Source organism: Pseudomonas cichorii (assembly GCF_019719005.1).
Taxonomy (GTDB): domain Bacteria; phylum Pseudomonadota; class Gammaproteobacteria; order Pseudomonadales; family Pseudomonadaceae; genus Aquipseudomonas; species Aquipseudomonas cichorii_E.
This window is the reverse complement of sequence record NZ_JAIGPJ010000001.1, coordinates 180,956-201,584: the sequence shown is the minus strand read 5'-3', so window position 1 is coordinate 201,584 and position 20,629 is coordinate 180,956. Positions and strand designations below refer to the sequence as shown.

Sequence of the window (20,629 nt, the reverse complement as noted above, 5' to 3'; positions counted from 1 at the left end):
GGGTTCATTTGGCGGATGAACGAGATGCAGGATGGATACAGCAAGTTACGAGCTGCAAGCTGCAAGCAAGAGCGGGCATGGAGAACACACGGTCTGCTTTTGCTCTCGCTTTTTCTTGAAGCTTTCAACTTGCCGCTTGCCGCTGTGTTCCCGTTCGACCTAGTCGAACATGAACAACGCATCATTACTGAACTGCGCCTCGAACTGCGAAGCTGGCATCGGGCGGCCGAAGAGGTAGCCCTGGACTTCGTCGCAGCCGTGTTCGCGAAGGAATTCCAGCTGTTCGTGGGTTTCGACGCCTTCGGCGATTACTGCCAGGTTCAGGCTGTGGGCCATGGCGATGATTGCGCGGGCGATCTGTGCGTCCTGTTCGCCCGATGGCAGGCCATCGACGAAGGTGCGGTCGATTTTCAGTACGTCGATCGGGAACTGCTTGAGGTAGTTCAACGATGAATAGCCGGTGCCGAAGTCATCGACCGCGATGCTCAGGCCAAGATTCTTCAGGCCGTCGAGCATCTGCATGGCTTCGCTGACTTCGCGCATCAGGATACTTTCGGTCAGTTCCAGCTCCAGGCAAGCCGGTGGCAGGCCGGTTTCGCCCAGCATCCGGGCGATACGCTTGCCGAGCTGGCCGTCCGAGAACTGTCTGGCGGAAATGTTCACCGACACCTTGGGAACCCGCACTTTTGCCTGATGCCAGCTCTTGAGCTGACGGCAGGCCTCAGCCAGTACCCAGTCCCCGACTTCCACCACCAGGCCGAGCTCTTCCAGAACCGGGATGAAGTCGCTGGGCGGCACCAGGCCACGGCGTGGATGCCGCCAACGCAACAGGGCTTCGGCACCGGTCAGGCGTTTGCCGTCGCCGCTGAACTGAGGCTGGTAGTAGATCGTGAACTCTTGCTGCTCCAGGGCATGGCGCAGGTCGCTTTCCAGTTCCAGACGTTCCAGGGCAGTGGCGTTCATGTCGGTCTGGTAGAACTGGAAGTTGTTCTTGCCGCGCTCCTTGGCGTGGTACATCGCGGTGTCGGCGTTCTTCATCAACTGGCTCAGTTCGTTGCCGTCCTGCGGGCTCAGGGCGATGCCGATACTGGCGGTCACGAAGAACTCACGGCCTTCCAGCACGAAAGGCGTGATCAGGCTGTTGAGGATCTGCTCGGCCACGTGGATCGCACGATTGAGCGCGATCTCGCGGGTGGCTCCCGGTTGCAGCAGCAGGGTGAACTCATCGCCGCCCATGCGCGCGACCGTGTCATCGTCAGCGACACAGGCCAGCAAGCGGGTGGCCATTTCCTTGAGCATGCGGTCGCCGGCTGCATGGCCCAGGGAGTCGTTGATCGGCTTGAAGCGATCCAGGTCCAGGAACATCAGGACCACCCAGGCCTGTTGCCTTTCTGCATGTTGCAGAGCCGAGTGCAGGCGGTCCTGGAACAGTGTGCGATTGGGCAGGTGGGTCAGGGCGTCGTAATAGGCCAGACGGTGAATGCGTTGCTCACTGGCCTTGCGCTCGCTGATATCGCTGAAGAAGCATACATAGCTGGCCAGATCGCCTTCATCATCGACCACGGCGGTGATGCCGACCCATGCCGGATAATGCTCGCCATTACGACGCTTGAGCCAGACTTCGCCTTCCCAGGTTCCGCGCTGGTTCAACTGTTTGAGGATATAGCGCAGATGAGCTTCCTGCTCCCGGTCAACGGTGAGCATGTTCGGCAATTGATCGAGCACTTCCGATACGTCATAGCCGCTGACCCGGGTGAAGGCGTCGTTGGCCTGGACGATATAGCCCGCCGGGTCGGTAATCAGGATGGCAGAGGTCGAGTGTTCGAACACCGTTGCGGCCATGCGCAGGTCTTTTTCGGCGCGGCGCTGGGTGCTGATATCGCGCCCTACGCCCAGTATGCCTTCGAATGTTCCGTGCTCATCCCAGACCAGAACCAGTCGCAGCTCTACCGGGATCTTGCGGCCATCGGCACGCAGACAATCGAACAGGTACAGCTGGGTGGGAACAGCGCTGCGCAGCTTCGCCAGTTCCTGAGGGTGGTCGAGCACCCGTTTGATGCGCGCTATCAGGTTGTAGAAGCCTGATAGCTGCTGCGGGTTGGCAACGGTGGAGCCCCAGCCATTCTGGATAACCCAGTCGGCTTCGTAGCCCAGAACGCTTTGCACCGAGGGGCTGACATAGTTGACTTCCAGCAGCCTGTCGGTGGAGAAGATCACATCACTGATGCTTTCGGCGAGCATCCGGTAGCGCTGCTCGCTGTCGCGCAAGGACTGACTGGCCTCGACCTGGCGTGTGATGTCCTTGGCGACGCCGATAATGCGGGTGACCAGATCTTCCTTGTCCCGTGTCAGGGCTTGTTCGCGGATATCGAAGCAACGCCAGGTAGTGTCCTTGTGGCGAAAGCGCAGGGCACATTGCAGCAGTTCGTTGTGACCGTGATGGCGTTGACGCAGGCGCATGTCCTGATAGCTTTGGGCATCCTCGGGGTGCAGCAGGATTTCCCAGAAAAACTCGCCCATGGCGTGCAGTTCGCTCTTGCTGTAGCCCAGCGTCTGCCCCAGATGGTGGTTGCTGTAGATCATGCGCTGGCTGAGCACGTCCTGGACATACAGATGATCGGGCACGGTGCGGACCACATCCGACCAGAATCGCTCGCGCTCCTGCAATGACAGTTCTATCTGCTTGCGGCTGGTGATGTCGCCGATGCTCAGGATGACGGCGTCATGGTCGGACCGGGTTTCAGGCAAGCGCAATACCAGCCATAGATGCTGGTCCTGGCCGGACTCACGGGTGAGGCGGATTTCCAGTTCGAGTCGTTGCTGCCGGTTCAGGACCGCCTGAATCACCTGGGTGCCGATGCCGGGCCGCTTGCGCGATTCGCCTTCTATCAGTTGCTGCCAGGCTTCATCGCCACATTTGATATTCAACAGGCTCAGGGCAACCTGATTGACCTCTGTGATGCGTATCTGCTGCAGCAGTCGCTTCAGCAGCACCGGTTGTGTCTCGATAAAGTGATCGAAGTCTTCTGTGGTACGGATCTGGAAGGTTTCGAGCTGCTCAGGCAGGTTGGACATGTCCAGTACGCAGATGGCAACGCCTGCGCCTTCGAAAATGTCCTGATAACGGCGGCGACTTTTCAGCAGTTGGCGCTGGCGGCGGCGCATGCTGAGAATGGCGGCCAGGGGCAGGAGTGAAAACAGCAGGCCGACCACGCATTTCACGATCAGGGGCGCAATCAGTTCCTGACGTGCCTTGTGGGCATCGAACAGGCCGTGCAGTTGCCAGTCGCTGTTGCTCAAGGGTTGCAGCAATACGCTTTCGGCCTGCCCTGAATCGGTCTGCATCGATGCGTCGCGCAGGATGACTCGCTGGGTCAGGCGGTTTTCGAGCCGCCACAGATGCTGAAAGTCCTGGCTGGGTTGCTGTATCAGTGCCTTGAGAGCATCCGGCGCCATGCGTACGGCCCAGTAGGCGCCGCCGAGGCCGTCGGCCTGATGCACGAACATGTAGATCTGCAGGCCATCTTCGGAACTGGTGTAGTAATAAGGCCGACCCACTGCCTGCTGGAGCGCGCTCTTGAGAAATGCACCGTCCAGTGTGGTTTCGGCGCTGTCGCGGATCACATCGCCCTGAGGACTGAGCCATGCCACGCTGCGCAAGGACGGTACGGTTTCTCGCAGCCTTTGCAGGGTATGTTTCTGAGGCGCGATCTCGTTTCTGGATGGCGTTCCCTCATCCAGCAGGTTCATGGTGATCTGCGCGCTCAGGGCCATGTTGAGGCTCAGGCGGTCTGCGAGTTGCGTACTGTAGTCGAGACTGCGCTGACGCTGGCGCTCCTGTGTCTGGTGAAACTGCTCGAGCAGTTGCCACAACAGCAGTGCAAGCATCAGTAGAACCAGCGCTGCCAGTAGCCCTTTCAAGGAACTACGCAAAGGCACAACGGTTGTGCTTTTGGCTGTTTCTGATGGCGTGGAGGGCGTTGGTGTAGGCAAATCGTTGTTCCTGACTACTGGACTGAAGCAGCGAGTGCGTTATGCAATTAAAGCCCGACGCCCAAAGGGCGGCTAGCATGCCCTGAGTTGTAGCGAAGTGCCAGCCCTGTGGGGCCGGATCGTTTGCCCTACAGGCCGCATTCGGGTAGCTTTGCCCGATGCGCGTTGTAACCCGACTCCTGCAAGAGTGAATCCACTGCCTGCAAACATCGATCCAGCTTTATATTTGCCCGGATGCAGAAGTCCGTTCTCTGTCTGTTTCATTCAAGGCTTTGAATGGCACTGCGGCAAGTAGCAGAGACAAATAAAAGCTCGCGCTTTAATCAGTCACCCTCACAGACGCTAGGTTTTCATTCCATGGCTCAATACGTCTTTACCATGCATCGGCTGAGCAAAGTTGTGCCGCCGAAGCGGGAAATCCTGAAGAACATCTCCCTTTCCTTCTTCCCGGGCGCCAAGATCGGCGTGCTGGGTCTCAACGGTTCGGGTAAATCCACGCTGTTGAAAATCATGGCCGGCGTCGATACCGAGTTCGACGGCGAAGCACGTCCGATGCCCGAGCTGAATGTGGGTTATCTGCCGCAAGAGCCACAACTTGACCCGAACAAGACCGTCCGTGAAGTGGTCGAGGAAGCGGTCAGCGTCATCAAGGACGCTCAGGCCCGCCTGGATCAGGTCTACGCCGAATACGCCGAGCCGGATGCCGACTTCGACAAACTGGCAGCCGAACAGGCCAAGCTGGAAGCGATCCTGCAGGCTGGCGATGGCCATAACCTGGAGCGCCAACTGGAAGTCGCCGCCGATGCGCTGCGTCTGCCAGCCTGGGATGCCAAGGTTTCGGTGTTGTCCGGTGGTGAAAAACGTCGCGTTGCCTTGTGCCGCCTGCTGCTGTCCGCACCGGACATGCTGTTGCTCGACGAACCGACCAACCACCTGGATGCCGATTCCGTCGCCTGGCTTGAGCACTTCCTGCACGACTTCCCGGGCACTGTGGTCGCGATCACGCACGACCGTTACTTCCTGGATAACGTCGCTGGCTGGATTCTGGAACTCGACCGCGGTGCGGGCATTCCATACGAAGGCAACTATTCGGGCTGGCTGGAAGCCAAGTCCGATCGTCTGGCCCAGGAATCCAAGCAGCAGTCGGCCCATGAAAAAGCCATGAAAGACGAGCTGGAGTGGGTTCGCAAAGGTGCCAAGGCGCGTCAGTCCAAATCCAAGGCCCGTCTGCAACGCTTCGAAGAAATGCAATCTCAGGAATTCCAGAAGCGCAGCGAAACCAACGAGATCTACATTCCGGCCGGTCCGCGTCTGGGTGACAAGGTTATCGAGTTCAAGAACGTCTCCAAAGGCTATGGCGACCGCGTGCTGATCGACAACCTGTCGTTTGCCATGCCTAAAGGCGCCATTGTCGGCGTGATCGGTGGTAACGGTGCCGGTAAGTCGACTCTGTTCCGCATGCTGATGGGCAAGGAAGCACCGGACTCGGGCAGCATCGAAATCGGTGAAACCGTGCAACTGGCCTGTGTCGATCAGAGTCGTGACGACCTGGACGGCAGCAAGACCGTGTTCCAGCAGATTTCCGACGGTTCGGACCAGATCCGCATCGGCAACTACGAAATCCCGTCGCGTACCTACGTGGGGCGCTTCAACTTCAAGGGCGGCGACCAGCAGAAGTTTGTCAAGGACCTTTCCGGTGGTGAGCGCGGTCGCTTGCACCTGGCACTGACCTTGAAAGAAGGCGGCAACGTGTTGCTGCTCGACGAACCGTCCAACGACCTGGACGTTGAAACCCTGCGTTCTCTGGAAGAAGCCCTGCTGGACTTCCCGGGCGCCGCCATTGTGATCTCTCACGATCGGTGGTTCCTGGACCGTGTGGCCACCCACATCCTGGCGTACGAAGACGATTCGCAAGCGGTCTTCTTTGAAGGCAACTACACCGAATACGAAGCCGATCGCAAGAAACGTCTGGGTGATGCCGCAGCGCAGCCGCACCGAGTGCGTCACAAGAAGCTGGCTTGATTGACCCCTTCGCGAGCAAGCCCGCTCCCATCTCCGGGAGTGGCGCTTGCCCGTGAAGACTAAGCCCCGGCCGCTCCAGCATCGGGTTCGATCAATACGATCTCGATGATCTGATCCCCGGCCGGGCGCTTCCATAGCACCTCGTCTCCCAGTTGTGTCCCCAGCAATGCACGCCCCAGTGGCGAACTCCAGTTGATCAACCCCTTGGCGGCATCGGCCTGATCCTCACCGACCAGTTGCACCTGCTGACGGTTGTCCCTTTCATCCGCGAACGTAACCCGACTGCCGATCTGTACCTGCTCGGTTGAGATGGCCGGCGTAACCACCTGCGCACTCTGCAGGCGCTGGGTGAAATAGCGAAGATCCCGCTCAAGATCGGCCAGACGCTGTTTGTCGGCGCTATCTCCCAAAGCCGTCTGGGCGCTGTGCTGTGTCTGTAGTTCATTGACCTGCTGTTGCAGCAGCAGGAGCCCGTGGGCGGTGACGTAATTGGGGTGTGTGCTGATCAGACGCTCAACCGGTTGACTGGCCTCTGCGGCGGCGTTGTCTTCATTGACGAAAGCGCGACTCATGGTTTGTCCTCCTCTTTGAGAGTTGGTCCATGGTTGCATCGGATTGGTTTCGTCTGATTTCCCGAAGCGTCTTTTAATTTGGACGATAGGCCTTGGCGGCGCTTCTGGTTTTCTCCCGCTCCCAGTCACGGTCGCGGTCATTCCAGACTTGTCCGGGGTCGAGCCGGTCCCGTCGGTCTGCCATGGCCTGGCATTGACGGAACCCGTCGTTCCAGCCTTCAGCGTAAAGCGGGTCTTTGAGATAACGGGGGACGTTCTTCTTGAACTGCCCGGTAAACGCACCGGCTGCTTCCTTGCCACTGCCGCAGCCATCCTGGAAGCCATCGGCGAATGCCGGTGGATAACCTTCGGCCAGCAAATACTCGTGGGCGGACTGACAGCCTGTCAGCACGACAACCAGCCACAACAGCACCCAGCGCAGGTTCATTTCTGTATTCCTCTACAAGTGACTTCAGTGTAGTTGTCCGCTTGTGAGTTATTTGTCAAAGATGTGTCTATAAATCCTATGGAGTGCCCTGCCGCCAAGTGTGCTTTTGGGATGAGTGCGCGCTCAATAGTGATACCACTTCACCTCAAGCATCACTTCATTCTGTGGTGTGGCCAACTGGCTGAACTCGCGCTGGGCGCTCAGGCGCAGGCCCAGGTTGCGGGACAGTTCCCATTGCTGGTTGAGGCTGATGCTGCGCCGTACTTCGCCATTGGTGAAGTAATCGCCCTTGGCCTCCAGGCTCAGGTTACCCAGCGGGTTGCGCCATAGCAGGCCGGTATTGAAGCCGGCTGCCGGCGAGATGAATTCTGCGAAGTCATTGTTGTGCTCGACCCGCACGGTGCCCAAGGCAAAGCCCAGCACTTCTTCGCCCAGCTTCCAGGTACCGCCGGCGCCGCCATTCACATGGCTGACGAGGTTTTCATCGCCATGTTTGCCCGGCACGCGCTCCAGTCCGCCTGTCACTTGCCATGACCATGGCTTGAGCAGGGTATTGCGAGGTGTCAGGGAGCGGATAGTCGCCAGATCCAGTTGTTGCACTTGCCAGTCATTGCCCTCGTACTGGCGCAGCTTGAGCTGAAGAATTTCGATCTGCGCGCCCAGCGGGAAGCCATAGGCGTTGTCGTTCAGGTCGTGATAGGCCATGCGCAGGCCATATTCGGCGAAAGCCCGGTCGTTGCGGCTGCCCACGCCCAGTTGCCAGGTCCGTGACTCGTGTCCTTCTTCCGGCAGGCCGGGGCGCTGGATGTCCAGTTGTGCAGGCGGGTTCTGGTTGATGGCTTGCAGGAGCTCAAAGCTGCGCTGTGAACGGGCAGCATCGCGCTCCAGGCCGTTGGCACGGTAGCGTTCGAGGCGATAGGCCGCGTCCTGAATCAGGGCACGACGCTCCTTGGGCAGCGCCTGGTATTGGCTGTTCTTGAGTTGTGTCTGGTCGGCACTGACTTTCAGTACCCATTCCTGTTCGTCCTGGCTCAGCGGTTCGGCACGACTCAGCAGTTCACGTTCGCGGGAAGGGCGGTAGTCGATTTTCTCCACCAGCCCGGCGGCTTTTATCGCCTTCACGGTATCGGTGGGAATGGCCGTAAGCTCGAATTGGTTGGTCAGTTTCAGGCCCGGCCGGGCCACTTCCAACAACTCCAGCAAGCGGTAAGAGCAGTTTTCATCGAAGAAGAAGTAGCTGAAACGGATCTGCTTCAGTTCCCAGACATGCTCGACCATACGCTGCGTTTCTTCGCTGGTCAGGTTCAGCCGGTATTCCCACAGGTCGCGGTTTTCCAGGCTGCGGTATTCCGAGAGTTTTTCCTGATAAGGCACCAGTGCAAACAGGCCGGGATAACCTCCCATCAGGCCTTTCCAGGCGTAGAGAATGCTGTTGTCCATGCCTTCGATATAGGCGCCGAAATTGATGGCATAGCTGAGCAGCGTTGTGCCGCTGGTCTTGGCGCTGGCCGGGTCGATGCGCAGCAATGTGTGGCCGAACATGGAGGACGGGCTGTTGAGGTAGGCCGCCGGGAAAATCAGCACTGTGCTGTCCGGTGCCACATCCTTGAACCACGCCTTGAAGTCCTTGCAGTCCACGGCAGGCAGATCGGTGAGTTGCAACTGGTCGCGCAGCCAGCGGGTGCGGGACGGATAGACGCATTGGGCATGTGCCTGTTCATTGCCGACAGGTGCGTAGAGGGCTGCAAGTGTTGCGCTCAGCTCTGCCTTCGGGTCATGGGCACCGTCGGCAGCGAGAAAGAATTTCGGGTCGTCGACGTAACTGCGCCAGCCGCCCAGCTTGCCGGCTTCGTAGTGGCCCAGAGAAAGCCAGAAGGGCTCATTGGCCAATTGCTGCAAACGGTCTGCGCTCAGATGGGGGGCGGCAGATAACGGGGCACAGACAAATAGCGCCAGATACGCAAGACGTTTGAGCATAGAAAGCAACTTGTCAGGAGATGGGGACCCGCCCTCCGGAACCGAGGGGCGGGCAAACGACTTTAGGCCTGGGTTGCGTATTTGGCCAGGGTCGGATCGTTTTTCAGAACATTGATTGTGTTGCTGTGTACGTCTTCAGCGGTGGTGTCGGCCTTGCTGAAGATCTGCGAGAAATGTTCGTGGGTGACTGCGGCGAAATGCGCACGATCTTCTGGTGCAACGCCCAGTACGACCGCGTAGGTTGTCAGTGCTTCACCTTGGCCCATGGCCATGTCCTTGGAGAGCTCATCCATCATGCCGTTCATGGCCAGCCAGGATTTGCCGCCGTAGGTCAGTGCGCCGTTGGTGGAGCAGCCGTTGGTGCCGGAAGTCATGCCAAAGGTGGCGTTGCCGGAAGTGCCGTTAGTGGTTGATGCCAGGAAGTGCGCAGGAGTGCCACGCTGGCCTTCGAACAACATGTTGCCCCAGCCACAATCAGGGCCGCCCGGAGCTTGTGCCATTGCGTTGATAGAGACTGCGGTGAAGAGCGTTCCAAGAAGAATCCGTTTCATAGCTTTTTTCTCTTTATGTTCAACCAGTGTCGGGGTTCTTGAACCGGTTCGGCGCGAAAAATCCTGTGTCCGCTGACTTCTCGCACCCACCGATACATCAAGGCAAATGGCTATTTGTAACCACATGCGCAATTTGGAGTTTAGGTCGGTTCCAAGGGTTCCGTGGCCAATTGCAGATTTATTCGCGCCATGAGGGTTTTTTGTGTTCCCGCAGCCATGTTCGCGGCGGTAACGGACATTCCGGGCTTTACTGTCTTGCAAGTCTTGTCCGGCGAGCGCCAGAATGCCGACATCTGCCCCGCCTGATGTAAGGAACACTGATGCCCGATTCTGTCGCAGCCAGCCTTCGTCTAGCGCCACAAGCGCTGACACGCCCGTTTTCCGCTGAACAGTTCAGCTTTTCGACGACCAATGATCTGGAGCCCTTTCGGGGAGTACTCGGCCAGGAACGAGCCGTAGAAGCCTTGCAGTTCGGGGTCGCGATGCCGCGTCCCGGTTACAACGTGTTTGTCATGGGTGAGCCCGGCACAGGTCGGTTTTCGTTTGTAAAGCGCTACCTCAAGGCCGAGGGCAAGCGCATGCAGACGCCGTCGGACTGGGTCTACGTCAACAATTTCGATGAGCCTCGCGAGCCCAAGGCCCTGGAGCTTGCGCCAGGCAGTGCTCAGGCGTTCATGGCCGATATCGGTGTCTTGATCGATAACCTGCTGGCGACCTTTCCGGCGGTCTTCGAGCATCCGTCGTATCAGCAGAAGAAGAGCGCCATCGACCGCGCCTTCAACCAGCGTTATGACCGCGCTCTGGATGTGATTGAGCGTCTGGCGTTGGAGAAGGACATTGCGCTGTACCGCGACAGCACCAATATTGCCTTTACGCCCATGGCCGACGGCAAGGCGCTGGACGAGGCCGAGTTCTCCCAGTTGCCGGAAGCCGAGCGGGATCGCTTCCACGAAGATATCTCCGGTCTCGAAGAGCGCCTGAACGAAGAGCTGGCCAGCCTGCCGCAATGGAAGCGCGAATCCAGTAATCAACTGCGCCAGTTGAACGAAGAAACCATCACCCTGACCTTGCAGCCGCTGCTGGCTCCGCTGTCCGAAAAGTATGCCGAGAATGCCGCCGTCTGCGCTTACCTGCAGGCGATGCAGGTCTATCTGCTCAAGACCGTTGTCGAGCAACTGGTGGATGACAGCAAGACCGACGCCCAGGCGCGCAAGCTGCTGGAAGAGCAATACTGCCCGAGCCTGGTTGTCGGCCACACCCACAGCGGTGGTGCGCCGGTGGTCTTCGAGCCGCATCCGACCTACGACAACCTGTTCGGTCGTATCGAATACAGCACCGACCAGGGCGCGCTCTACACCACGTATCGCCAGTTGCGGCCCGGTGCGCTGCATCGCGCCAATGGCGGCTTCCTGATTCTGGAAGCGGAAAAGATGCTCAGCGAGCCGTATGTCTGGGATGCGCTCAAGCGCACCCTGCAATCTCGCAAGCTGAAAATGGAGTCGCCGCTGGGGGAAATGGGACGTCTGGCGACTGTCACCCTGACGCCGCAAGTGATCCCGTGGAACGTCAAGATCATCATCATTGGTGCGCGTTCGCTGTATTACACCCTGCAGGACCTCGATCCGGACTTCCAGGAGATGTTCCGGGTACTGGTGGATTTCGACGAAGAAATCCCGCTGGTCGACGAAACCCTGGAACAGTTCGCCCAACTGCTGAAAACCCGTACTTCGGAAGAAGGCATGGCGCCTTTGACCGCCGATGCCGTGGCGCGTCTGGCGACCTACAGCGCGCGTCTGGCCGAGCATCAGGGGCGTTTGTCGGCGCGCATCGGTGATCTGTTCCAGTTGGTCAGCGAGGCGGATTTCATTCGCCAACTGGCCAACGAAGAACAGACCGACGCCGGGCACATCGAGCGAGCGCTCAAGGCCAAGGCTACCCGCACCGGGCGCGTCTCGGCACGGATTCTCGACGACATGCTGGCCGGCATCATCCTGATCGACACCGATGGTGCAGCGGTCGGCAAGTGCAACGGGCTGACGGTGCTGGAGGTCGGCGATTCGGCGTTCGGTGTACCGGCGCGCATCTCGGCGACGGTCTATCCCGGCGGCAGCGGCATTGTCGACATCGAACGTGAGGTCAACCTTGGCCAGCCGATCCACTCCAAGGGCGTGATGATTCTCACCGGGTATCTGGGCAGTCGTTATGCCCAGGAATTCCCTCTGGCGATTTCGGCCAGTATCGCTCTGGAGCAATCCTACGGTTATGTGGATGGCGACAGCGCTTCGCTGGGTGAGGCCTGCACGCTGATTTCGGCGCTTTCCCGCACGCCGCTCAAGCAATGCTTCGCGATTACCGGCTCCATCAACCAGTTTGGTGAAGTGCAGGCAGTGGGCGGGGTCAACGAAAAGATCGAAGGTTTCTTCCGTCTCTGTGAGGCTCGTGGCCTGACGGGCGAGCAGGGCGCGATCATCCCGCAGGCCAACGTCGCAACCCTGATGCTCGATGAGCGCGTGCTGCAAGCCGTGCGCGCCGGGCAGTTCCATGTGTATGCGGTGCGTCAGGCAGACGAAGCCTTGAGCCTGCTGGTGGGCGAGCCTGCCGGTACGCCGGACGAGAATGGCGAATTCCCCGAAGGCAGCGTCAATGCCCGAGTGGTGGAGCGCCTGCGCGATATCGCAGAAATGCTCAGCGATGAGGAACTCAAGGAAGAACTGGAGACGGAGCCCGAGCTGAAAGCCTGAGCCTCGTATTCTCTGGGTATAAGGGCCTCTTCGCGACTGAAGTCGCTCCTACGGAATCACAGCGTCTGTGGGAGTGAATTTATTCGCGAGGCGGCATTAAAGGCGATACATGGTTTTTGGATGTACTGGCTTCTTCGCGACTGAAGTCGCTCCCACAGAATGAAGGCCGGATGCCCGTTCATCCGGCCTGCTTTTGTTCTGCTGCTTTTCTTCTATCCTGTGTGATTACCACAGTGGCCAAATGGACTGGCGCGTCACTCCCTTGAACGGGAGAGGCGAATACTGTCGCTCACGAGGAACTCGCCATGTCGCGTAGCCTCTGTCTTACCCGTCAATGCCTGGGGCTGATGACCCGCATTGAATGTGTCATCCGGCCTCTTCCTGGTGATGGGGGCATGTGGATGTTGCTCTTCGCCGCCGGGATGTCCGGCGAACAGCCTTCAGCCATCAAGTCTCAAGGGCCGTTCAACGGTTTGATGGCCGCTGAGTCGATATTGCTCGCCATCACTGAAAGCCTTCTTCTGCATGGTTATGAAACGGTGGCAGATGTGCCGATCTGGAGGCTGCACATGCAGAGCGAGCTGCGCCGCATCGACAGTGACATTGCCCGCTGTCAGCGCTCGTTTCCCTTCTAGAGGGTGATGGAGGCAAGTGGCGAAGCTTTTTCTGTGTCATTTTGTCACGCCTCTAGAGCTATGGGCTCTCCCTGAATATACTCGCCCGTCATTCCAAACCACTGGCGAGTCTCAATGGAACGTTTTTTCGAGAATGCGATGTACGCATCGCGTTGGCTGCTGGCACCCATTTATTTCGGGTTGTCTCTCGGGCTGCTGGCGCTTGGCCTGAAGTTTTTCCAGGAAATCTTTCATGTTCTCCCCAACATTTTTTCCCTGGCCGAATCCGACCTGATTCTGGTCCTGCTGTCGCTGATCGACATGGCGCTGGTAGGCGGCCTGCTGGTCATGGTGATGATTTCCGGTTACGAGAACTTCGTCTCGCAACTGGATATCGATGAGGACAAGGAAAAGCTCAACTGGCTGGGCACCATGGACTCCTCGTCCCTGAAAATGAAGGTTGCGGCCTCCATCGTGGCGATTTCGTCCATCCACCTGCTGCGCGTTTTCATGGATGCCAAGAACATCGAGACGCAATACCTGATGTGGTACGTGATCATCCACATGACGTTTGTGATATCGGCATTTGCCATGGGCTATCTGGACAAGCTGACCAAGAACTGAGGTCTGCTCCATTCCCGCCGCCCGCCTTCTGTGTTCAGCGATGAACAAAGGGGCGGGCGGTTTCGTTTCTGGCGTGTTGTGGCGAGATAAGGTAGAAAACCTGTTCTGATTCCTCTAATCCACTGCGAGGTTCGATCATGAATGTTCAGGAATTTACCGATCATGCCCAGGCCGGAAAGGTCGATGAGCTGAATCTGATTTCCATCGAAGGCGGTATCTACCTGCTTGAGGTGTGCATGGAAGGTGGCTCGCGCATGTTGAAGGGCGCCGAAGGCAAGACCCTGCATCTGCGCTCGGTCGAACATGCACGGGACTTGCTCAAGACCTTGCCGGTGGTGCCGTTCTACCTGGTCCATTCAGTGGTTCATGACGAACTGTGCGGCATGCCGGTCAATGACCGGTCGGTGATGCGCCTGCCGATCTCCTTTCATTCATCCTGGTCCTGACTGCGATAGGGCACCACAGCCAATTGTGCTAGGCTGCTTGCCCTTTTGGTTCGGGACACATCAGGGTAAAGGGCGATTCTCTCGCCGTTTGCTGTCTGGGTGCCCCTCAACGGAGCAGCGTCATGTCCGAAGTCAATCTGTCCACCGACGAAACCCGCGTCAGCTACGGCATTGGCCGTCAGCTGGGCGACCAACTGCGTGACAACCCGCCACCGGGCGTCAACCTGGAAGCCATCCTGGCCGGCCTGAGCGATGCATTCGCCGGTCAGCCAAGCCGTGTTGGTCAGGAAGAAATGTCCGCCAGCTTCAAGGTCATCCGTGAAATCATGCAGGCCGAAGCGGCTGCCAAGGCTGAAAAGGCTGCTGGCGCTGGTCTGGCTTACCTGGCTGAAAACGGCAAGCGTGAAGGCGTGACCACTCTGGCTTCGGGTCTGCAATTCGAAGTGCTGACCGCTGGCGATGGCCCAAAGCCTACGCGTGAAGATCAGGTTCGCACTCACTACCACGGCACTCTGATCGACGGCACTGTATTCGACAGCTCCTACGATCGTGGCGAGCCTGCAGAATTCCCGGTCAGCGGCGTTATCGCGGGCTGGACCGAAGCACTGCAACTGATGAATACCGGCAGCAAATGGCGCCTGTACGTGCCGAGCGAGCTGGCTTACGGCGCTCAAGGCGTTGGCAGCATCGCGCCGCACAGCGTCCTGGTATTCGACGTAGAGCTGCTGGCTGTTCTGTAATCGGTTACTGGTTGATGCAGATGGCTGCTGAACGAATCGCGTTGATTCGTTCAGCAGCAGTACGTGAATGGATCATGTTCAGTGCAGCTCTCCAGCAGGGCGCAAGGCCCGCGCATAACAGAACAGAAACAGATTGCGCACCAGTTCTTTCAGCACCACGGGCTCGCTGGAGCTGAGGCTGTGGACATCCAGATCGCCCTGATCGCGTAACTCTTCCAGCGCTTCCTCTTCAAGTACGGCACAGACTTCGCCTGTCTCGCGGTGAAGGATTCTCAGGTAGGGCTGTGGCCGGTCCAGCCATGCATCGATCAAATAAGTCATATTCCATCTCCTGCTTTCGATTTGATGAGAATAATTCCTATTACGATAATAGCAAGCTTCTATTTGAGATTAATTCGCATTTTCTGCCGGATGGTTGATCTGTGTCCATGAAAAAGCCCGTCACTGAGGACGGGCTCTTGTGCGGCCGATGACTGTCAGTGAGTGCGGGCTACCGCGAATTCACTCAGCTCTACCAGTGCGTCGCGGTATTCGCTTGGCGGCAGGGCGTCCAGGCAGGCAATGGCGCGGGCAGCATAGTCGCGGGCCAGTTGCGCGGTGTAATCCAGGGCGCCGGCCTTTTCGACGGCGTCACGAATGCTTTCCAGATCTTCCAGGCCGCCTTTCTGAATGGCCTTGCGGACCAGAGCAGCCTGTTCCGGCGAACCTTCGCGCATGGTGTAGATCAGCGGCAGGGTAGGCTTGCCTTCGGCCAGATCGTCACCGACGTTCTTGCCCAGTGTCTCGGCATCGCCACGGTAGTCCAGCAGATCGTCGACCAGCTGGAATGCCACGCCCAGATGGTCGCCGAAAGTACGCAGGGCTTCGCTCTGTTCGGTGCTGGCATTGCACAGGGCGGCGGCGCTGTGGGTCGAGGCTTCGAACAGCATGGCTGTCTTGCCGCGAATCACTTCCATGTAGGTTTCTTCGGTGGTGCTGGCATCGCGAATCTTGGACAGCTGCAGGACTTCGCCTTCGGCGATGATCCGTGTTGCCTTGGACAGGATCTGCATGACCGGCATCGAGCCCAGCTCGACCATCATTTCGAACGAGCGGGAATAAAGGAAGTCACCGACCAGGACGCTGGGCGCGTTGCCCCATAGTGCGTTGGCCGTGGAGCGACCGCGACGCATGCCCGACATGTCGACGACGTCGTCATGCAGCAGGGTGGCGGTGTGCAGGAACTCGATAGTGGCGGCCAGCAGGCGCAGGTCGTCGCCTTCGCGTCCCAGGGCTTTGCCACACAGAAGCACCAGCAGCGGGCGCAGGCGTTTTCCGCCGGCTGACGTGATGTAATCGCCGATTTTCGAGACCAGCGGCACACGAGACGTCAGTTGCTTCTTGATGATAAGGTCAACGGCACTAAAGTCGTCCGCCACCGCGCGGTAGAAGGCTTGGGGTTGCATCAGCGACAAGTGCTCCAGATAGGTTGCGCCGCATGCTAGGTTGCAGGGTAGGGCCTGTCAAGGTATGCCGTCCGGGGCCTTGCAACCCATCCTTGCCTTGCGTACAATCGCGCACCCTAACTTTCCTGGGCAGCACCTGCCTTACGCAATTGCAACCAGGCCGTTCCAGCCTGATGCAGCCATGCCAGCCGATACTCTTCTTATAAAGAGCTGGGTGAGCAGGATTTTCGGAGAAATACCATGTACGCAGTAATTGTTACCGGTGGCAAGCAGTACAAAGTCGCCCCAGGTGAATACCTGAAAATTGAAAAACTGGAAATCGCTACTGGCGAATCCGTCACTTTTGACCGCGTCCTGCTGGTTGGCAATGGCGACGACGTCAATATCGGTGCTCCGGTTGTTGCTGGCGCTACCGTCGTGGCTGAAGTGGTTTCGCAAGGTCGTCACGACAAGGTTCGCATCATCAAGTTCCGTCGTCGTAAGCACCACATGAAGCGTATGGGCCACCGCCAGTGGTACACCGAGATCAAAATCACAGGTATTCAGGCTTAATTCAGCCTAATCCTCATTTGGAGAATTGACTCATGGCACACAAAAAAGCTGGTGGTAGTACCCGTAACGGTCGCGACTCAGAAGCCAAACGCCTTGGCGTGAAGATGTATGGCGGCCAGGCTATCGTTCCAGGCAACATCATCGTGCGTCAGCGCGGCACCCAATTCCACGCTGGCTATGGCGTTGGTATGGGTAAAGATCACACCCTGTTCGCGAAAGTGGAAGGCGTGATCAAGTTTCAGGTTAAAGGCGCCTTCGGTCGTCGCTACGTGAGCATCGTTCCGAAGACTGAAGTCTCCGCAGCGTAATTGCGCAGTAGCTTGAAAAGCCCTGTCTCGCGACGGGGCTTTTTTGTTTGTAATTGAGGTTGGTGAGTCTCTTGCAAAGCTGTTTGTGCGGGCTGTTGTGATGTGGACCTTACGGGTCGCTGGTTTCTGATCGGTATCGCAACGCTCATTTTTGCAAGAGTCTTATGTCTTTATGTGGTTCTGCTCGTCCCTGTGGCGGGAGGCGTGCGTTATGAAGTTTGTAGATGAAGTTTCAATTCGAGTAAAGGCCGGTGACGGCGGCAACGGTTGCATGAGCTTCCGTCGCGAAAAGTTTATCGAAAACGGTGGTCCTAACGGCGGTGACGGTGGTGATGGCGGTTCGGTCTATATGATCGCCGACGTCAACCTCAACACGCTGGTCGACTATCGCTATACCCGTCATTTCGACGCCGAGCGCGGTTCGAATGGCGGCAGCGCCGATTGCACGGGTCGCAAGGGTGAAGAGCTGGTGTTGCGCGTGCCGGTCGGCACGACCGTGATCGATGCGACAACCCAGGAAATCATCGGCGACCTGACCAAGGACGGCCAGCGCCTGCTCGTTGCTCAGGGTGGCTGGCACGGTCTGGGTAACACCCGTTTCAAATCCAGCACCAACCGCGCTCCGCGTCAGACGACGCCGGGCAAGCCGGGCGATCAGCGTGATCTCAAGCTGGAGTTGAAAGTGCTGGCTGACGTCGGTCTGCTGGGCTTGCCGAATGCGGGTAAAAGTACCTTTATTCGCTCTGTGTCTGCAGCCAAGCCAAAAGTGGCGGATTACCCGTTCACGACCCTGGTGCCGAACCTGGGTGTGGTCAGTGTCGATCGCTGGAAGAGCTTCGTCATTGCCGATATTCCCGGCTTGATCGAAGGTGCCTCCGATGGCGCAGGCCTGGGGATTCGCTTCCTCAAGCACCTGGCGCGTACGCGCTTGCTGCTGCATCTCGTCGATATGGCGCCACTGGATGAAACCAGTGCTGCCGATGCTGCCGAGGTCATCGTTAATGAGCTGGTCAAGTTCAGTCCGTCTCTGGCTGAGCGTGATCGCTGGCTGGTGCTGAACAAGTGCGATCAACTGCTTGAGGAAGAGCAGGAGGCTCGCAAGCAGGAAATCGTCGAGCGTCTGGAGTGGACCGGTCCGGTCTACGTGATCTCTGCGATTGCGAAGGAAGGCACTGAGCAGTTGTCTCGTGACATCATGCGCTATCTTGAAGAGCGCAGCCTGCGTCTGGTCGAGGAGCCTGGTTATGCTGAAGAGCTGGCCGAGCTGGATCAGCGTATCGAAGACGAGGCGCGTGCCCAGTTGCAGGCGCTGGATGATCAGCGTGCCCTGCGTCGTAGTGGCGTGAAGAGCGTGCATGACATTGGCGAAGATGACTGGGATGAAGAAGATGTGGACGACGAAGATGGTCCGGAAATCATTTACGTCCGAGACTGATCGCTTGCAGTAAACTTGAACGCCGCTACTGACTGATAGCGGCGTTTTTGTATCTCGAATCCGTATTAAGAAAATTCTCTGGCTAAGGTTGGAAGATGATGCGCAGCAAAGTGACGGGTGCCCAGCGCTGGGTCGTGAAGATCGGCAGTGCCCTGCTGACGGCGGATGGCAAGGGCCTGGATCGTTCGGCCATGGGTGTGTGGGTTGAGCAGATGGTGGCGCTGCATGAGGCGGGCGTCGAGCTGGTGCTGGTTTCTTCCGGGGCTGTTGCTGCCGGCATGAGTCGCCTGGGCTGGTCTGTGCGACCCAGTGCCATGCATGAGCTTCAGGCGGCTGCTGCCATCGGTCAGATGGGGTTGGTGCAGGCTTGGGAATCGAGCTTTGCCGAGCATGACCGGCATACCGCGCAGATTCTCCTGACCCATGACGACCTGTCCGATCGCAAGCGCTATCTGAACGCTCGCAGCACCCTGCGCACGCTGGTCGAGCTGGGTGTTGTGCCGGTCATCAACGAAAACGACACGGTTGTGACCGACGAAATCCGTTTTGGTGACAACGACACGTTGGCCGCTCTGGTGGCCAACCTGGTCGAGGCTGATCTGCTGGTGATCCTGACGGATCGCGATGGCATGTTCGATGCCGATCCGCGGAACAATCCCGAGGCTCAGCTTATCTATGAGGCGCGTGCCGATGATCCGGCGCTGGATGCAGTGGCTGGCGGCACGGGTGGCGCCCTTGGGCGTGGTGGCATGCAGACCAAGTTGCGTGCGGCGCGTCTGGCGGCTCGTTCCGGGGCGCATACGGTGATTGTGGGCGGTCGTATCGATCGCGTGCTGGCGCGCCTTAAAGCGGGTGAGCAGTTGGGGACCTTGTTGTCGCCCGAGCGTGAAATGCTGGCGGCTCGCAAGCAGTGGCTGGCCGGTCATCTGCAGACTCGTGGCACGTTGGTGCTGGATGGCGGTGCGGTGGCTGCTCTGGTCAAGGATCACAAGAGTCTGTTGCCTGTGGGTGTGAAAGTGGTTCAGGGCAGTTTCCGTCGTGGCGAAATGGTGGTGTGTGTGGCGCCTGACGGTCGGGAGATTGCTCGTGGTCTGAGTAACTACAGCGCTGTCGAGGCGCAGAAAATTATCGGTCAGTCCTCCGATGCCATCGTGCGTGAGCTGGGCTATATGGCCGAGCCCGAGCTGATTCATCGCGATAACCTGATTCTCGTTTGATGCGGTCTATCAGAAAGGAAGGTTCGATGCGGGTCATGAAGGCTGTTCTGGCGGCATTGCTGGTCGTGCCGGCATTGTCGGTGGCTGAAGAGATTGGTCAGGTGTCGACGGTATTCAAGTTCGTCGGCCCCAATGACCGGATCGTGGTCGAGGCTTTCGATGATCCCAAGGTCGAGGGTGTGACCTGTTATCTGTCCCGTGCCAAGACGGGCGGGGTGAAGGGTGGTCTTGGCCTGGCCGAGGATCGTGCCGAGGCTTCCATTGCTTGTCGCCAGGTCGGGCCGATTCGTTTCCAGCCGCCGCTCAAGGATGGTGAGGAGGTATTCAAGGAGCGTACTTCGCTGGTCTTCAAGACCATGCAGGTGGTGCGCTTCCTGGATGAGAAGCGTAATACCCTGGTGTATCTGGTCTACAGCGACCGGATTATCGAGGGTAGCCCGCAGAATGCGGTGACCGCGATTCCAATCCTGCCGTGGCCGCATGCGGCTACGCCGTGATGTGGGGGTGGCTCATTCGCGAATGGGTGTTCCCCTGTTCGCTATATTGCAGGCAATAAAAAACCGACCCTTGGGTCGGTTTTTCAACAAGCAGATCGCTTAGGCGGCAGCAGCAAGGCTCAGAGCCTTGATGTGACCGTTCAGGCGGCCTTTGTGGCGAGCAGCTTTGTTCTTGTGGATGATGCCTTTATCGGCCATGCGGTCGATAACAGGAACAGCCAGAACATAAGCGGCTTGCGCTTTTTCTGCGTCTTTTGCGTCGATGGCTTTGACCACATTCTTGATGTAGGTACGAACCATGGAACGCAGGCTGGCGTTGTGGCTGCGACGCTTCTCAGCCTGTTTTGCACGTTTTTTGGCGGAAGGTGTGTTGGCCACCGTCGAGCTCCTCGAAAGACTTTTATGAAATAGCTAACAAAATAGGCCGCGAATCATGCCGATGAGTTTGTCACTTGTCAAGGGCAGTTG

Annotated in this window: 19 protein-coding genes; 11 read left to right on the top strand and 8 right to left on the bottom strand. The window is 58.3% G+C overall.

The genetic code is table 11. The features are described from left to right. Nucleotides 1–159: 159 nt before the first annotated feature. Complete coding sequence (locus K5D32_RS00895; protein ID WP_221576586.1) at nucleotides 160–3,888, bottom strand: EAL domain-containing protein; 3,729 nt, start codon at nucleotides 3,886–3,888, stop codon at nucleotides 160–162. 462 nt (nucleotides 3,889–4,350) lie between these two features. Here K5D32_RS00895 and ettA point away from each other — a divergent pair, with 462 nt between their 5' ends. After that, on the top strand, nucleotides 4,351–6,015 hold the full coding sequence (gene ettA, locus K5D32_RS00890) for an energy-dependent translational throttle protein EttA (RefSeq protein ID WP_122318102.1): 1,665 nt from the start codon (nucleotides 4,351–4,353) through the stop codon (nucleotides 6,013–6,015). Between the two features lie 59 nt (nucleotides 6,016–6,074). Here ettA and K5D32_RS00885 read toward each other — a convergent pair whose 3' ends face one another. From K5D32_RS00885 to K5D32_RS00870, 4 genes are all read right to left on the bottom strand, one after another. Next, entirely contained in the window at nucleotides 6,075–6,587 is a 513-nt protein-coding gene (locus K5D32_RS00885; RefSeq protein ID WP_221599021.1) for a GreA/GreB family elongation factor, read from the bottom strand. A gap of 73 nt (nucleotides 6,588–6,660) precedes the next feature. Continuing rightward, nucleotides 6,661–7,014, bottom strand: coding sequence for a hypothetical protein (locus K5D32_RS00880; RefSeq protein WP_095067765.1), 354 nt, complete (start codon nucleotides 7,012–7,014; stop codon nucleotides 6,661–6,663). A gap of 123 nt (nucleotides 7,015–7,137) precedes the next feature. Beyond that, entirely contained in the window at nucleotides 7,138–8,991 is a 1,854-nt protein-coding gene (locus K5D32_RS00875) for a DUF4105 domain-containing protein (RefSeq protein ID WP_221558438.1), read from the bottom strand. Nucleotides 8,992–9,053: 62 nt separating this feature from the next. After that, on the bottom strand, nucleotides 9,054–9,542 hold the full coding sequence (locus tag K5D32_RS00870) for a DUF3015 domain-containing protein (protein WP_025261887.1): 489 nt from the start codon (nucleotides 9,540–9,542) through the stop codon (nucleotides 9,054–9,056). 320 nt (nucleotides 9,543–9,862) lie between these two features. On the opposite strand from K5D32_RS00870, the gene K5D32_RS00865 reads away from it, so the two are divergent. The 5 genes from K5D32_RS00865 to K5D32_RS00845 all read left to right on the top strand — a co-directional run bounded on the left by K5D32_RS00865 (nucleotide 9,863) and on the right by K5D32_RS00845 (nucleotide 14,707). After that, on the top strand, nucleotides 9,863–12,283 hold the full coding sequence (locus K5D32_RS00865; RefSeq protein WP_221594433.1) for a Lon protease family protein: 2,421 nt from the start codon (nucleotides 9,863–9,865) through the stop codon (nucleotides 12,281–12,283). A gap of 305 nt (nucleotides 12,284–12,588) precedes the next feature. Beyond that, nucleotides 12,589–12,918, top strand: a complete 330-nt coding sequence (locus K5D32_RS00860) for a hypothetical protein (RefSeq protein WP_221558436.1) — start codon at nucleotides 12,589–12,591, stop codon at nucleotides 12,916–12,918. Between the two features lie 114 nt (nucleotides 12,919–13,032). Continuing rightward, nucleotides 13,033–13,521: a TIGR00645 family protein gene (locus K5D32_RS00855; protein ID WP_025261884.1), complete on the top strand. Its 489-nt coding sequence runs from the start codon at nucleotides 13,033–13,035 to the stop codon at nucleotides 13,519–13,521. A 137-nt stretch (nucleotides 13,522–13,658) separates the two neighbouring features. Then, the gene (locus tag K5D32_RS00850) at nucleotides 13,659–13,967 is read left to right on the top strand and encodes a DUF6482 family protein (protein WP_221599020.1); all 309 of its coding nucleotides are present in this window, start codon (nucleotides 13,659–13,661) and stop codon (nucleotides 13,965–13,967) included. Between the two features lie 122 nt (nucleotides 13,968–14,089). Continuing rightward, a complete protein-coding gene (locus K5D32_RS00845) occupies nucleotides 14,090–14,707 on the top strand; it encodes an FKBP-type peptidyl-prolyl cis-trans isomerase (RefSeq protein WP_025261882.1) in 618 nt (205 codons plus the stop codon). 78 nt (nucleotides 14,708–14,785) lie between these two features. Here the strand turns inward: K5D32_RS00845 and K5D32_RS00840 are convergent, their stop codons facing one another. Both K5D32_RS00840 and K5D32_RS00835 read right to left on the bottom strand, forming a co-directional pair. Further along, nucleotides 14,786–15,028: a hypothetical protein gene (locus K5D32_RS00840; RefSeq protein WP_025261881.1), complete on the bottom strand. Its 243-nt coding sequence runs from the start codon at nucleotides 15,026–15,028 to the stop codon at nucleotides 14,786–14,788. Between the two features lie 155 nt (nucleotides 15,029–15,183). Beyond that, nucleotides 15,184–16,152, bottom strand: a complete 969-nt coding sequence (locus K5D32_RS00835; RefSeq protein WP_198727959.1) for a polyprenyl synthetase family protein — start codon at nucleotides 16,150–16,152, stop codon at nucleotides 15,184–15,186. A 240-nt stretch (nucleotides 16,153–16,392) separates the two neighbouring features. Between K5D32_RS00835 and rplU the strand changes: the two genes are divergently transcribed. From rplU to K5D32_RS00810, 5 genes are all read left to right on the top strand, one after another. After that, the gene (gene rplU, locus K5D32_RS00830) at nucleotides 16,393–16,704 is read left to right on the top strand and encodes a 50S ribosomal protein L21 (protein WP_002551971.1); all 312 of its coding nucleotides are present in this window, start codon (nucleotides 16,393–16,395) and stop codon (nucleotides 16,702–16,704) included. 32 nt (nucleotides 16,705–16,736) lie between these two features. Continuing rightward, the gene (gene rpmA, locus K5D32_RS00825) at nucleotides 16,737–17,012 is read left to right on the top strand and encodes a 50S ribosomal protein L27 (protein WP_025261879.1); all 276 of its coding nucleotides are present in this window, start codon (nucleotides 16,737–16,739) and stop codon (nucleotides 17,010–17,012) included. Between the two features lie 211 nt (nucleotides 17,013–17,223). Beyond that, nucleotides 17,224–18,447 carry an Obg family GTPase CgtA gene (gene cgtA, locus K5D32_RS00820; protein WP_025261878.1) on the top strand — a complete coding sequence of 408 codons (1,224 nt, stop codon included), beginning with the start codon at nucleotides 17,224–17,226 and terminating at the stop codon, nucleotides 18,445–18,447. Between the two features lie 98 nt (nucleotides 18,448–18,545). After that, the gene (gene proB / locus K5D32_RS00815) at nucleotides 18,546–19,664 is read left to right on the top strand and encodes a glutamate 5-kinase (protein WP_025261877.1); all 1,119 of its coding nucleotides are present in this window, start codon (nucleotides 18,546–18,548) and stop codon (nucleotides 19,662–19,664) included. A 26-nt stretch (nucleotides 19,665–19,690) separates the two neighbouring features. Further along, the gene (locus tag K5D32_RS00810; RefSeq protein WP_221599019.1) at nucleotides 19,691–20,161 is read left to right on the top strand and encodes a CreA family protein; all 471 of its coding nucleotides are present in this window, start codon (nucleotides 19,691–19,693) and stop codon (nucleotides 20,159–20,161) included. Between the two features lie 99 nt (nucleotides 20,162–20,260). On the opposite strand, the gene rpsT is transcribed toward K5D32_RS00810, so the two are convergent. Beyond that, nucleotides 20,261–20,539, bottom strand: a complete 279-nt coding sequence (gene rpsT, locus K5D32_RS00805) for a 30S ribosomal protein S20 (RefSeq protein ID WP_003344603.1) — start codon at nucleotides 20,537–20,539, stop codon at nucleotides 20,261–20,263. Nucleotides 20,540–20,629 lie beyond the last annotated feature (90 nt).

Excerpts from the sequence above, each read along its gene's own strand:
- K5D32_RS00845 (WP_025261882.1), top strand. The coding sequence starts at position 14,090 with ATGTCCGAAGTCAATCTGTCCACCGACGAAACCCGCGTCAGCTACGGC.
- rpmA (WP_025261879.1), top strand. The coding sequence starts at position 16,737 with ATGGCACACAAAAAAGCTGGTGGTAGTACCCGTAACGGTCGCGACTCA.
- proB (WP_025261877.1), top strand. The coding sequence starts at position 18,546 with ATGCGCAGCAAAGTGACGGGTGCCCAGCGCTGGGTCGTGAAGATCGGC.
- K5D32_RS00855 (WP_025261884.1), top strand. The coding sequence starts at position 13,033 with ATGGAACGTTTTTTCGAGAATGCGATGTACGCATCGCGTTGGCTGCTG.
- cgtA (WP_025261878.1), top strand. The coding sequence starts at position 17,224 with ATGAAGTTTGTAGATGAAGTTTCAATTCGAGTAAAGGCCGGTGACGGC.
- K5D32_RS00840 (WP_025261881.1), bottom strand. The coding sequence starts at position 15,028 with ATGACTTATTTGATCGATGCATGGCTGGACCGGCCACAGCCCTACCTG.
- K5D32_RS00865 (WP_221594433.1), top strand. The coding sequence starts at position 9,863 with ATGCCCGATTCTGTCGCAGCCAGCCTTCGTCTAGCGCCACAAGCGCTG.
- K5D32_RS00880 (WP_095067765.1), bottom strand. The coding sequence starts at position 7,014 with ATGAACCTGCGCTGGGTGCTGTTGTGGCTGGTTGTCGTGCTGACAGGC.
- K5D32_RS00895 (WP_221576586.1), bottom strand. The coding sequence starts at position 3,888 with ATGCTTGCACTGCTGTTGTGGCAACTGCTCGAGCAGTTTCACCAGACA.
- K5D32_RS00810 (WP_221599019.1), top strand. The coding sequence starts at position 19,691 with ATGCGGGTCATGAAGGCTGTTCTGGCGGCATTGCTGGTCGTGCCGGCA.
- K5D32_RS00835 (WP_198727959.1), bottom strand. The coding sequence starts at position 16,152 with ATGCAACCCCAAGCCTTCTACCGCGCGGTGGCGGACGACTTTAGTGCC.
- K5D32_RS00850 (WP_221599020.1), top strand. The coding sequence starts at position 13,659 with ATGAATGTTCAGGAATTTACCGATCATGCCCAGGCCGGAAAGGTCGAT.
- K5D32_RS00870 (WP_025261887.1), bottom strand. The coding sequence starts at position 9,542 with ATGAAACGGATTCTTCTTGGAACGCTCTTCACCGCAGTCTCTATCAAC.
- K5D32_RS00875 (WP_221558438.1), bottom strand. The coding sequence starts at position 8,991 with ATGCTCAAACGTCTTGCGTATCTGGCGCTATTTGTCTGTGCCCCGTTA.
- rplU (WP_002551971.1), top strand. The coding sequence starts at position 16,393 with ATGTACGCAGTAATTGTTACCGGTGGCAAGCAGTACAAAGTCGCCCCA.
- K5D32_RS00885 (WP_221599021.1), bottom strand. The coding sequence starts at position 6,587 with ATGAGTCGCGCTTTCGTCAATGAAGACAACGCCGCCGCAGAGGCCAGT.
- K5D32_RS00860 (WP_221558436.1), top strand. The coding sequence starts at position 12,589 with ATGTCGCGTAGCCTCTGTCTTACCCGTCAATGCCTGGGGCTGATGACC.
- ettA (WP_122318102.1), top strand. The coding sequence starts at position 4,351 with ATGGCTCAATACGTCTTTACCATGCATCGGCTGAGCAAAGTTGTGCCG.